At 42.0% G+C, this 12,315-nt stretch carries 14 protein-coding genes; 10 read left to right on the top strand and 4 right to left on the bottom strand.

Going from position 1 to position 12,315, the window contains the following annotated elements; all coding sequences use genetic code 11:
• On the top strand, positions 1-327 hold the full coding sequence (locus tag LZG94_RS11245) for a nucleotidyltransferase family protein (protein ID WP_233791977.1): 327 nt from the start codon (positions 1-3) through the stop codon (positions 325-327).
• 212 nt (positions 328-539) lie between these two features.
• On the opposite strand, the gene LZG94_RS11240 is transcribed toward LZG94_RS11245, so the two are convergent.
• A complete protein-coding gene (locus LZG94_RS11240) occupies positions 540-911 on the bottom strand; it encodes a hypothetical protein (protein WP_233791976.1) in 372 nt (123 codons plus the stop codon).
• 438 nt (positions 912-1,349) lie between these two features.
• Here LZG94_RS11240 and LZG94_RS11235 point away from each other — a divergent pair, with 438 nt between their 5' ends.
• The 3 genes from LZG94_RS11235 to LZG94_RS11225 are packed head-to-tail and all read left to right on the top strand — an operon-like array spanning position 1,350 to position 4,606.
• Positions 1,350-2,576: a DUF262 domain-containing protein gene (locus tag LZG94_RS11235; protein ID WP_233791975.1), complete on the top strand. Its 1,227-nt coding sequence runs from the start codon at positions 1,350-1,352 to the stop codon at positions 2,574-2,576.
• On the top strand, positions 2,560-3,681 hold the full coding sequence (locus tag LZG94_RS11230) for a DUF3696 domain-containing protein (RefSeq protein WP_233791974.1): 1,122 nt from the start codon (positions 2,560-2,562) through the stop codon (positions 3,679-3,681). Before LZG94_RS11235 ends, LZG94_RS11230 begins: the two co-directional genes overlap by 17 nt.
• 13 nt (positions 3,682-3,694) lie before the next feature.
• The gene (locus LZG94_RS11225; protein ID WP_233791973.1) at positions 3,695-4,606 is read left to right on the top strand and encodes a hypothetical protein; all 912 of its coding nucleotides are present in this window, start codon (positions 3,695-3,697) and stop codon (positions 4,604-4,606) included.
• Between the two features lie 435 nt (positions 4,607-5,041).
• On the opposite strand, the gene LZG94_RS26370 is transcribed toward LZG94_RS11225, so the two are convergent.
• Complete coding sequence (locus LZG94_RS26370; RefSeq protein ID WP_255700631.1) at positions 5,042-5,164, bottom strand: hypothetical protein; 123 nt, start codon at positions 5,162-5,164, stop codon at positions 5,042-5,044.
• Between the two features lie 202 nt (positions 5,165-5,366).
• On the opposite strand from LZG94_RS26370, the gene LZG94_RS11220 reads away from it, so the two are divergent.
• The 4 genes from LZG94_RS11220 (at position 5,367) to LZG94_RS11205 (ending at position 7,783) form a co-directional block, all read left to right on the top strand.
• Positions 5,367-5,711: a DUF6970 domain-containing protein gene (locus LZG94_RS11220; RefSeq protein ID WP_233791972.1), complete on the top strand. Its 345-nt coding sequence runs from the start codon at positions 5,367-5,369 to the stop codon at positions 5,709-5,711.
• A gap of 301 nt (positions 5,712-6,012) precedes the next feature.
• Positions 6,013-6,279 carry a SymE family type I addiction module toxin gene (locus LZG94_RS11215; RefSeq protein ID WP_233791971.1) on the top strand — a complete coding sequence of 89 codons (267 nt, stop codon included), beginning with the start codon at positions 6,013-6,015 and terminating at the stop codon, positions 6,277-6,279.
• 418 nt (positions 6,280-6,697) lie between these two features.
• On the top strand, positions 6,698-7,054 hold the full coding sequence (locus tag LZG94_RS11210) for a SnoaL-like domain-containing protein (protein ID WP_233791970.1): 357 nt from the start codon (positions 6,698-6,700) through the stop codon (positions 7,052-7,054).
• Positions 7,055-7,180: 126 nt separating this feature from the next.
• Positions 7,181-7,783 (top strand): dihydrofolate reductase family protein, encoded by a 603-nt coding sequence (locus LZG94_RS11205; RefSeq protein ID WP_233791969.1) that lies wholly within the window; start codon positions 7,181-7,183, stop codon positions 7,781-7,783.
• A 76-nt stretch (positions 7,784-7,859) separates the two neighbouring features.
• Here the strand turns inward: LZG94_RS11205 and LZG94_RS11200 are convergent, their stop codons facing one another.
• Positions 7,860-8,459, bottom strand: a complete 600-nt coding sequence (locus LZG94_RS11200; protein ID WP_233791968.1) for a helix-turn-helix domain-containing protein — start codon at positions 8,457-8,459, stop codon at positions 7,860-7,862.
• A 169-nt stretch (positions 8,460-8,628) separates the two neighbouring features.
• Here LZG94_RS11200 and LZG94_RS11195 point away from each other — a divergent pair, with 169 nt between their 5' ends.
• Entirely contained in the window at positions 8,629-9,861 is a 1,233-nt protein-coding gene (locus LZG94_RS11195; protein ID WP_233791967.1) for an alpha/beta hydrolase, read from the top strand.
• 111 nt (positions 9,862-9,972) lie between these two features.
• Positions 9,973-11,400 carry an ATP-binding protein gene (locus tag LZG94_RS11190; protein ID WP_233791966.1) on the top strand — a complete coding sequence of 476 codons (1,428 nt, stop codon included), beginning with the start codon at positions 9,973-9,975 and terminating at the stop codon, positions 11,398-11,400.
• A gap of 11 nt (positions 11,401-11,411) precedes the next feature.
• Here the strand turns inward: LZG94_RS11190 and LZG94_RS11185 are convergent, their stop codons facing one another.
• Positions 11,412-12,146, bottom strand: coding sequence for a hypothetical protein (locus LZG94_RS11185; protein WP_233791965.1), 735 nt, complete (start codon positions 12,144-12,146; stop codon positions 11,412-11,414).
• Positions 12,147-12,315: the final 169 nt, after the last annotated feature.

Genomic DNA, 12,315 nt, shown 5'->3' with positions numbered 1-12,315 from the left:
ATGTTGCTAAGAAAGAAGGACAAACAAACGCTTTCAGAGATTTTTTCATCGGTTACCTTTCCCATTGAGGTTTGGGCTTATGGAAGCCGTGTAAATGGTTCAGCTCATGATGGCAGCGATTTGGATTTGGTGGTGCGAGACCAGACGCTCAAACCGATTTCGGCGGATACGATGATCGACTTGATTGAGAAAATTAGAGAAAGTAATATTCCTATATTGGTAGAACTAAGAGACTGGTCAAGATTGCCGGCCAGTTTTCATAAGAATATAGAGCGACAGTATGAGGTGTTATTTACAAACGCTTCGCTCATGATGAGTGAATCCTAGACTGAATATCGTTCTCCCGCTCTCGGCAAAATGCGCTTCCTCATGTGCACAATGCTATTGAACCCCGACCCCAAAGGGGCTTACTGTCTCTCAAATTGCTATCCACCCCAAACCCCTAAAGGGGCTTACTTTTGCTTGGATGCATAATGTAGAAGTCCCTTCAGGGATTTAGGGTAATCGAGCACAAAAGCTCATAACCAAGCGGTTAAATCTTACGCAAAAAAACTCGCTCTCCCCAGCACCTCAGGGTGCCAGCTTCCGTCTCTTCTTCTCAGCGAACGCGAAACTGTCAGAACCTCGTGCAAACGTTCCTGCTGGGCGCTTATTGGGTCTTGGCTGTGGAAGTATTCGCCGATCATTTCGAACTCAAAAGTGTCGGTTTTAGAATCGTAGATACCGATGGGGATGCGGTTGCCGTCGGTCATTTGGGTGCCCAGCACGTATTGCGCCTCTTCCTGGGACGAACATCCAACGTGTTGGTACTGGCCTTTCAATGTGTAAAGTACGGAGTAACGGTTTCTTGTAAACTCCTGAGACTGGCTTTTCGACTTGTCCTTTTTTGTGTGTTTTTGTATTTGTATCATGGTAATTTCTGTTTTCAATGCCCCATGTTTCTGTGAGGGCCTTTTGTGTGGTATTAAAATAGTTATGAAATGAGGGAAATATTTACTGTTTTTTGAATGCGTTTTATCGCCTTCAATTTGCCTAACGCATATTGGTTGTCAATAGTTTACTTGAATTGGGCGGATAGGGGAAGTTCTTCTGATGGTGAAGGTGTTTATTGGGATAGTGCAATTTAACAATAGCTTAACTTCTACAGGAATAGATCCGCACAGCTAGCATTACGACAAACTTAAAGTCCGGGAGTTTCAGTTCAGAGCAATGTGGCTTCGTGAAAACGAAAAAGATAATTTGAATTGGGTTGTGGAGAATTTATAAAGTAAAAGGTTGTTTAATTAGCTTTGACATCAATATATTTTCAAGTATTATATTGCAGTTAAATGCAAGCATTTCGAACGTACATGGAGGATCAAACATTTGAGGAAAATTTAGGGAAGGACATTGAGCCGGAAGCCGGGAATGAAGAAGTTGTAATCAAGGTTCCATTCAATCCTACTACTATAAAGGTTGATACCCGACCCTATTCCATTGGTCAGATAATATCCGATTTACAAGATGGTGTAATTGATTTTGATACAGAGTTTCAGCGACTTCCAGATTTGTGGGATGCGCAAAAGAAAAGTCGTTTTATTGAGTCTTTACTATTGAACCTTCCAGTACCAGCTTTCTATTTTAACGAAAAAGAGGAAAATGATTGGGAAGTTGTTGACGGATTGCAGCGAGTGAGCACTTTGCGTCAATTTGTCATTTATAACTCTCTCAGATTAGTTAATCTGGAATTTTTGGGCACTTATAATGGGTTGACATTCAGTGATCTACCTGTGACACTACAGAAGAGAATTACCAGATTTCCGATAACTCTTTACCTTGTTGAGAAAGGAACGCCTGATGATGTGAAATACAACATATTCAAGCGTATTAATCAAGGTGGCTTAGTCCTAACTCCGCAAGAAATTAGGCATGCAATAAATCAGGGTAAGCCAGCAGAGATCATCGGCGATATGGTTAGAGGTGAGGATATTCTCAATCCCGACGGAACTGTCCGCGTTCGCAGAAACAGAGATGGCAGTCAGACAATATTGTTAGCAACTTTGGAAGGGAAAATATTCAGAAAGGTAACTGAGAAGAAAATTCCGTCTATTAGAATGGAAGACAGGGATTTTGCAACACGGTTTGTAGCATTTTATTTAATTCCTTACACGTCATACGAGCCTGATTTAGATAGCTTTCTTAATAAGGGCATGGCTAAATTGAGAGATTTAACTGAGAATGATATTCAGAGACTTAAAGCTTCTTTTGTTAGAGCACTGGATTTAGCATTTGACATTTTTGGAAATGATTCATTTAGAAAACGTCTATCAATTTCCGATCATAGAAAACCTATAAATAAGGCGCTGTTTGAAGTATTATCTGTAAGTTTTGCTCAATTGAACGAAGAAGAGATTTCAGTTCTTCGTTTTAAAAAAGATATTTTTAGACGAAAAATTGTTGAACTTCAAAGTGAAAAAGATTCAAAGTTTCTTTCTGCTATAACGCAGGGTACAGCTAGAAAGGAAAATGTTGAACAAAGATTTACTGATATAAAAAACATCATTGCTTATATACTTACAAATGATCAAGTCAATTGAAATTAAAAATTTCAAATCTCATAAGCATACTGATTTGCAATTAGGAAACCTGTCGGTGCTTTGTGGACAAAATGGGGTTGGAAAATCATCATTAATACAGTCATTTTTACTTCTTCGCCAAACCGAGTCCAAGAATCGCCTCGATACGATATTGGATCTCAATTCTCCACTCTGCTTTATAGGAAAGACGAAAGATGCGTTATATCTATATCCTGACAAAGAGGAAAATCTTGCAATTCAATTTCGTCTAAGCGACGGGGATATAGGATATACTTGGACTTTTGATGCTTCTAATGAATCAACATTTTTAAATAGGATCAATCCATTATCTGAAAGTGATGGCTATGAATCCCTGCCTTTATTTGGAAACTTATTTCAGTATATCAGTGCAGCTAGGGCCGCCAATTATCAGACTGACAACTATGCAGTTGAGGTTATGCGACAAATCTCCATTAGTCAAGGCAAAGGTGAATTGACTGCACAATTTTTGGAGCATTACGCTAAGCGTCTTAGAGTAGATTCTGCCTTACTTCATTCAATGGAGAGTGATCCCTATCTATTATCTCAAACTACAGCGTGGGAACGGGAAATAAGTACTGGTGTAAATGTAATTCCAATTTCGATAGGTTCTGGTTATGAGGTAAGGTTCAGCTTCAATGATGCAACCCTGGGAGAGACAGATCACTTTTCATCTGATAATGTTGGATTCGGTCTTTCATATGCACTACCAATTATAGTTGCAATCCTTTCTGCCGAACCAGGGGCCTTGTTGCTCATAGAGAATCCGGAGGCTCACCTTCATCCTTATGGCCAATCAAAGATCGCAGAATTAATTTGTTTGGCTGCTCAACTTGGAATTCAAATATTGGTAGAAACCCATTCAGATCACATCATAAATGGTATCTTAGTTCAATGTAAAAGATTTGAAAGTTACGGAAAAGGGATAGACAAGGATTTATTAAGAATTTATTCGTTTGAAAGAGATGAAGAACACCATGTAACTGTTCCAGTCGAAGTTTCTGTTGGCTCGAAGGGTCGACTAATGAATCGGCCAAATACTTTTTTCGATCAGATCGGCCGAGACATCAAATACATGATAAATTAATGTGATCTACAATATGAATTTCTATCTACATTTCCCAGAGTCTCCAGAAAATATCACAGATACAATTGAACAGTACGAAGAATATTTACGAGAGGTGCAGAATTGTATTGATAGATGTGATTGTCAAATCGATGCAGTTTTGATTGCGGATCGTGACAATGTTCAAACTTTCCAGGAAGGGCTTAACCAGGTAAGTGAAATTCTAGAATATATTGGAGCGTACCAAGCCAGTGAGATATTCGATTTACTTTTAGAGCAATCAGAGGCTAAATATTGGAATGATGATCCATCACATGACACAGACGAGGATTCGACCTTTTACAAGTTGTTTAGTTCAACTAACCGATCGTTTGTAGCTCAGTATCCAGTAATTTTCAAGGAACTTGGTGAAAGATGCAGGCAAAATATTACCTCATTTACTAAATCTAATATTCTTCTTAATTTTGCTAGGGAACAATCTTACGCCCCATTTATATCCCTGTTGATTGGTGGTCAAAATCAGAAGCCTGTCTTATTAAACATTCCATCAATAGACAACTTTTTAGATTTGGATAAATGGATCTGCGCCAATATGCCGATTCGAAGGTATAATAACAGTGATAACCGGCATTGTGAAAATCATCATGACTATCGGCAGGGTAAGTCTCCTTTAATAGGAGGAGTTGGGGGTAAGGCGCATGCTGCGTTATTGCTGAAAACCGCCCTAGGAGATCGGCGACATAGAGAATATCTTGTCAATTGGGATTCCTTAAATAATAGATATATTCGATTTGAATCCGAAAACGACCCACAAAATCAGTATCATGGTTATCATCTTGTAGCAAGGGGGTCTCATCTTGAGGATTCTAAGGCAGTCGAACTAATTCCTGAGAGAATAATAGGCATCCTTCGCTACCGTCTTTTGCTTAAAGAAATGCGGGGATAGCTATAAGTTGTAGAATTATCATTCCCACTAATTGGTACTGCGTTGTTATTGCCTTTTTAACGCAACCAAATTGCAATTTTCGAAATCGAAAATTATACAGAAATCTAACCTTCGAATCCTTCCAAATGCCACAGTGAAATCCACATACCTCCTATTTATCAATTCGCTCTTCACTCCGCTCCATATCTCTATCTCTTGCATGATCTCATTGATGTTGAATTCTGGATTGTTTTATGCAATGAAATCGGTCGTTGAAAGTATTTCAGGAGAAAAGTCTGTGCGGAATCCTTCGATTAATTAAAGTAGTTGTTTGACTTAGTACTTTTGCCTTTGGGCAAGGCTCGTTTCGGATGTAGACATTTGTTTCGTGCCACTTTTCATAGTTTAGCATAAGAGGCTCGTATGGTCTTCAATATGTGACAATAACGTGTTTTATTATTTGCCGAAGAAAAGGTTATAGTGGCTTGGAACCGGAAGCATATCGCATTTCTCAACAATAGTCGTCGTCATATCGAAACCATGTCTGTGATACTTTGCATTGATCTTCGCTTCTGCCATAATTAACTCTCCTTCAACGTCTTCGGCGTTATCTTTAATTTCGGCCGAGACCAGTGACTCGGAATTGTGAGGGCTTACTGCAAGTTCTAAGAATAGAGCTTCTTCAAGAGTTTGCTAATATTGGTATTCGCTACATTGCAACCAAGCAAACCCCAGAACTGTCAATCAACCAATTAGTTACTAGAAACCTAACTCAACTCCAATGCGCTACTCCACGATCCTCTTTTTGCTACTGGTCTTCACAGGCTGCCAAGACAATGACATTGCAAAGGGTACACCTGATTGTATTATGGAAATTATTAAGTCAATCAAAAAAGAAGGTGTCCGAAATCCTCCTGCGAAAGTGTTCAAGTATACATATGAGGGTAAAGCTGTCTATTATGTACCTCCGTACTGCTGTGATGCAACTGGCGACCTTTGGGATGATCAATGCAATTTGATATGTCATCCAGATGGTGGGATTTCAGGTGGAGGTGACGGGAGATGTCCTGATATCTTGTCGAAGCTTTTAAATCGGGAACTTGTTTGGGAGGATGATCGCAAATAGGTTTTTTCGAAGTTTGAATAGAAGTCTACTCTTTCGTCGAAACCAACAACTCCCGAATACTAACCTTCAAAAAGCTAGATCAGATAGAGTTGCTTCCGGCAAAATTCAAGAAAACTTAAAGTTTTTTTACGTACTCAAATATTACATGAAACTATAATTGTTTAGCATTCTATGTAAAATAATTAGCGTATTACATCATACTTTTCATTTTTAAGCAATTGTAAAACAACTACTTACAAATCCTAGCATTTTCATTTTCAATTTTTTCTGTGTTAATATTGCCTAGCAAAAATTACAAACCATGACACACGAAAAAAAATCTCCCCAACTCTCCGAAAGACACCTAACTGTTTACAGCAAATACCTGCCGCGCGCCTGGGATGAATATGTAATAATGCCCGAGATCAGGCTTTGTGGGAAGTGGCTGCTTGATGCCGGGTTTGCTTGTGGGGATGAAGTTACTGTGAGGTGTTTTGGGGATAAATTGGAGATTACTTTAAATGGGGTGGAGGAGCCCGAACTAGTGCCGGTTCGGAAGCGGCGTTCTTCGCAAAAGGCTTTTTCTTAGCTCAATTTGACTTTCAGCTTTGGCTGGCTAGATTTGGCTTTTTGGAATTTGGAGGCGCTTGCCTCCGGCGGTTGTTCTTTTTGTCTTGACACAAAAAGAACCAAAAAGGTCAAGGCGAAAAAAAGCTTCTGCGCGCAATCCTAACGCGCACCCCGCTTTTTCGCCGGGCCTGCGCGCTTTTTGCTTTTTGTTTGAATTGTTCTTTTTTCCCGGGCCTACGTGCGCTTTTGCTTATTGTGCTGTGCTTATTTGTTTTTGTCACCCTGAGCGCACCGGGCCGCCGGGCGGTCGAAGGGCCATACACAAAAGTAAAACCAATATCATTTTCGCTTTCCCTATTCAGCTGTTGAATATGTCACTTACACCTCTGTCAGCGACTTATTGCAGCATTTTAACCTAAACAATCAAACAAAAAACAATGACTACACAGGAAGTTGCGGCGCGTTATCATGAGTTGGCGCAGGAGGAGAAATGGTTTCAGATTCAGGATGAGTTTTTTTCGGATGATGTAAAAAGTACCGATCCGCCGCATTCGCCGTATTTGGGTTATGCCGAGGGGCGGGCAAATGTGCGGAAGAAGGGAGAGGAGTTTATCGCAAAAATTACGGCGGGACACCGGGCTTACACTTCCGCACCGATCGTTTCCGGCAACCATTTCGCGGTAGCCAGGGAGACTGACATTACTTTGCAGGATTTCGGAAGGGTACAGATGAACCAGATCATGATGTACGAAGTTCAGGACGGAAAAATCATTTCCGAGCAGTTCTTTTATTGAGCTGATCACAGTCAGATTTTGTCGCAAAAGCCCCTTGCAAGTGACGGATTTACACCGCTTTCAAAGCGCGTGTATTTCCGTACTTGCATTGGTAATTAAGTTTTTAATCTCTGACCTTGAATCAATATGAGAAGGATCATCATCAATGAATTTATGAGCCTGGACGGAGTGATCCAGGGACCTGGCGGGCCCGACGAAGACACAACCGGCGGCTTTGAGCTCGGTGGCTGGGTCGCCAAAAAATCCGACGATATTACGGATCAGGTTTTGACTGAAATCATGGGACAGTCATACGATCTGCTGCTCGGGCGCTTTACTTATCAGATCTGGGAGCCTTACTGGCCGAATCAGACTGGCCCGATTGCCGAAAAATTCAATCAGGTAAACAAATACGTCGCTACCCGGACTTTGAAAGAAGCGAGCTGGCAGAATACAATCTTATTAAATAGCGACACCATTAAACAGATTAAAGCGCTGAAAGCCAGCGACGGAATTGATCTGCACATGTGGGGCAGCTCTGATTTTATACAGTCCCTGTTACGGGAAGGATTGATTGATCAAATGAATATCTTCATCCACCCGGTTATTTTGGGTAAAGGGAAGAAGCTTTTTCAGGAAGGCGCCGTTCCTGGCAATTTTAAACTAACAAAACATGCTGTTTCGACGACCGGCGTAATCCTTACGAGCTATGTGTCAGATGGAGCGTTACAGCTCGGCGTATCGGGTTAGGCGATATTATATCCCTGAATTTCTACTCAAACTTTGCTGCGTATAGCGTATTACGTAGTGAAGTTTATCGTTGAAATTACGCCGAAACCTGGTGGTTTGCTGTTTCATTTCCATATATATTTTTTTCCTCGCGGCTGATCTTTCTGTGCATGAAGATGACGAAAATAGTATTGGCCACAAAAAGGGTCAACATCACCGGTAGCATCGCAAATGGGTTCATCGTAAAAGTGCCCGTGAATGTAGAGAATATGCTTAGGTAAGCCAGGCCGTAGGTGATTAGCGTCCAGGCGATCTGGAAATTGAGAATGCGTTTGCCCAATTCTCTTACACCCTGGATCTGGTTTTTCTTGTAAATCCACATTGCCAGCGGAATAAATACGTTGCCCAGCGGGATAAACCACAAGGTCAGTGCCGAAAGGTTCATCAGCTTTAAGTAGCCCGAATCTTCCTTAACCGGCACCGTCGCGCTGACAGTCGTGGTAGCAAGCTCTTCAATGGAAACGTCCAGCGCCTGCGCCAGCATTCGCAGCGTTTCGCCACGCGGCTCTACACTTCCTTTTTCAATGCGCTGCAAAGTGCGCAGATTGATCCCGGCATTTGCTGCCAGCGCTTCCTGAGAGAGACCCTTGCTTTTACGAAGGCTCCTGATTTGATCCGAGATATTTGTTTGGCTCATTGTGTTCATGTTTTGGGCAAATCTAGATTTCAGTAAGGCGAATTGATAGCGGCATTCCTGCGGCATATTGGCGCAATGCATAAAGAATCCACTAAGTGCCGCCAGTTTGAATAGTAAATTTTCCAATCACAGACTTATATAAGAATCTGATACATACTCGAACTTTTTCATGAGATCCTTCTTCTTCTTACTTCTATTAATAGCTCCTTATTTCGCTTTCTCACAGGATAAAAATTGGGTTGTCATTGGTAAAATCGACAGCATTCATTCCACTATTTTGGGTGAAAGCCGGAACATCCTGGTGCATGTGCCCAACGGTGGTGATGGTTTGTATTCCAAAAAGCGCTACCCGGTCGCTTATGTACTCGATGGCGAGGCACATTTTAATTCAGTTGTTGGGATGATCCAGCAATTGAGCTCAGTAAATGGAAATACGGCGGTTCCTGAAATGATCATTGTGGGTATCCGAAACACACAGCGCAGACGGGATATGACCCCCACGCGCATTGTCGACGATCTTCCTTTCATGGACAGCGCATATTCCAGGAATACGGGCGGCGGGAATGCTTTTCTGTCTTTTATCGAAAAGGAACTGATCCCGCATATTGACTCACTTTACCCGACTGCACCTTATAAGATGTTGATAGGTCACTCGTTTGGCGGTCTGGTGGTGATGAATGCATTAAATACGCGGCCGAAGCTTTTCAATTCCTATATCTGCATTGATCCGAGTATGTGGTACGATCACATGAATTTTTTGAAAACGACTAAAAAGGCATTCTCCTCGCAGCAATATAGCGGAGTGTCGTTGTATCTGGGCATTGCAAACACGATGAGCGAAACTATGCGATTCGCGACCGTTTCGGCGGACACCAGTTCGGACTCCAAACATATCCGTTCAATCATTTCTCTCGACAAACATATTAAGGCAAATCCGCAAAATGGGCTGCGCTACAAGAGCAAGTTCTATTCTGACGATACCCACAGTTCTGCTCCACTTATCACTGAATACGACGGACTGCGATTTATTTTCAATTCATTTCAAATGAAACTGACCGCGCCCGATCTTGAAAGCAATACCACCAGACTGCCCGACAAAATCGTAAAACACTACGCAAATGTCTCCAAACAAATGGGCTACAAAGTGCTGCCGCCCGAGGAAATGGTGAATTCAATGGGATACGAGGCGATGCAACGGCGTCACTTCATTACTGCGGAGCGATTGTTCAAAATGAATACGGTCAATTACCCGACCAGCTGGAATGTATTCGACTCTTACGGTGATTTTTTATCAGCCCAAAACGACAAAGCTGGCGCAATAGCACAGTTTGAGAAGTCGCTGACTATGGAGGAAAATGAAGAAACGCGGAAGAAGCTGGAAGATTTGCGGGATAAGAACTAGCGAAATGAAATAGGAAAATATGGTTTATTTTTCACTAAAAAATTCTTATATGACGTTTTTTGGTAAAATAAGATTATTTTTGAGAGCTTATTTTACCAATTATAGGAATATATGGCTTTATACCCATTTTCAGAGACTCAAATAATCGCACGCTTGCAGTTTGAAAATCCGTGGTGGACCACAGGAAAGTTGGATGCGTATTATGCTTCCTTCAAACCCCGGCTTTACTTCGACCTGTTTTATCCATTAATCAAAAATACTACCGTTCACCGTGCAGCTGTACTAATGGGCCCCAGGCGGGTTGGTAAAACGGTGATGCTGTATCACACGATTCAGCAACTTATCCGTGATGGAGTTGCGCCAACGAAGATTTTGTATGCTTCCATTGAAACGCCCATATACAATAACATTCCGTTGAGCGACCTTTTTGCGATGGCAAAAAAAGCATCGGGCAATGCAGATGATTCTGGCTGGTACATTATATATGATGAAATTCAGTATCTGAAAGATTGGGAAGTACATCTCAAAACGCTTGTCGATACTTTTCACCAAACCAAATTCATCGCCAGCGGATCTGCGGCGGCTGCCTTGAAATTGAAAAGCAACGAAAGCGGAGCTGGCCGTTTCACTGATTTTATGCTGCCCCCGCTCACTTTCCATGAATACATTCATCTGAAAGATCTGGCTCAGCTGATCCGGCCTGACACGATCAACTGGAAAGGTAATATTGGCGCATTCTCAGCGGCGAGCAATATCACCGAACTGAACCGACATTTCATTGAGTATGTCAACTTCGGAGGTTATCCGGAAGTGATTTTCAATGAGGAGATACAGGGTAACCCGGGCCGGTTTATGCGCGCGGATATTATCGACAAAGTGTTGCTACGCGATTTGCCCGGATTATACGGTATCCAGGATGTGCAGGAGCTTAACTCCCTTTTTACAACCATTGCCTGGAATAGCGGCCAGGAATGCAGTATTGATGAATTGAGTAAAAAAAGTGGTGTGAAAAAAACTATTTTACGACAATACCTGACGTATCTGGAAGCCGCTTTCCTGGTGCATTTGGTCAAGCGCGTGGATCAGAAAGCGGGCCGGTTTCAGAGGGAGAATTTCTTTAAAATTTACCTCACTAATCCTTCCCTGCGTAGTGCACTTTTTGCGCCTTTAACCGCCGAGGCCGATGGTATGGGCGCGATTGTGGAAACTGCAATTTTCAGTCAATGGATGCAGCGGACTTCCTTTATTCCTTATTATGGTCGTTGGAAAAACGGCGAGGTCGATCTGGTAAGTATCAGCAGAAAGAACAACAAGCCGAATTGGGCGGTCGAAATCAAATGGAGCAACCGCTATTTTGAAGCTCCAAACGAACTGAAAAGCCTGACCTCATTTTGTCAGGAAAATGGTCTTAATCAAGCGCTTGCGACTACTATTGATAAAACGGGATTAAAGAAATCAAACGATATCCAGATCCAGTTCATTCCAGCGTCGGTATATGCTTATAATGTAGGCAAGAATACGCTGGAAAGTCAGAAGTAATAATCTATAATTTACTCATAATGATACCGATACGCCACCCCATTACTTTCCACACAAACTGTCGGTAGATCCTTTTCATTGTACTCAAATTTTCTTTCCCATAACAGGTTACCCGCGGCATCGAAGGCTTTGATTGGATTATTTGGACCGCTGAATGCGTAGCCGGAGCCGCTGGCCATATTGCGTTCATGAAGTGGGTTGATCTTGTTGTCATATTCATAGCGGATAATACCGCCATTGACAGGATCGGGCGTTTCTGCTTCTATTAAATTCCCCCTTTCATCGAATTTAAGGTTATGAATCCTGGCGCCGGTGCCCTGGTCGTAGGAAATTTTCTCGATCACTTCCCTTCCTTTGTATTCAAACTCGGTTGTCGATTTGTCGCGCACAACTCTGCTCACGCGCCCCTCGCTATCGTATTCGACTTCACTTTTGTAACTGTCAAAAGTCCCGTTGGGATCACACATAGCGCCGGAATAGGAAGAATATAGTCCGCGCGCCGAAGCTTCCACCGATTTCAACCGGCCCGATTGGTACTTGTAATTGACAATAGAATAAGGCGTTTCGCAGGAGCCAAATCTGTTTTCTTTGACGAGCATTCCATCTGCATATTCAAAACTTTCGTGCAGCTTGTCATCAACAGTAATTTTGGTCAGCGCGTCGGCGGGTACAGACGGATCGACATTATCCTTTTTACAGGAAAATACAAAAAGCGCGAGCGTAAAGATCAGGGAGAAGTTTTTCATAGCTAAGGGTCTAACTGCAAAGGTTTTACGAATGACTTTTTCCCCACTAAAATACTATTTTTTATGATTATGTAAATAGGTATCGTAAAAGGTTGGTCAAATTCATTTAGCTCCGCAGGTGTAGAGATTTTCATCATGTGAGACCGCTCAGAAGCCAATTAGGAGCAGT

Source organism: Dyadobacter sp. CY343 (assembly GCF_021390335.1).
Taxonomy (GTDB): Bacteria; Bacteroidota; Bacteroidia; order Cytophagales; family Spirosomataceae; genus Dyadobacter.
This window is presented reverse-complemented; position numbering and strand designations above follow the sequence as displayed.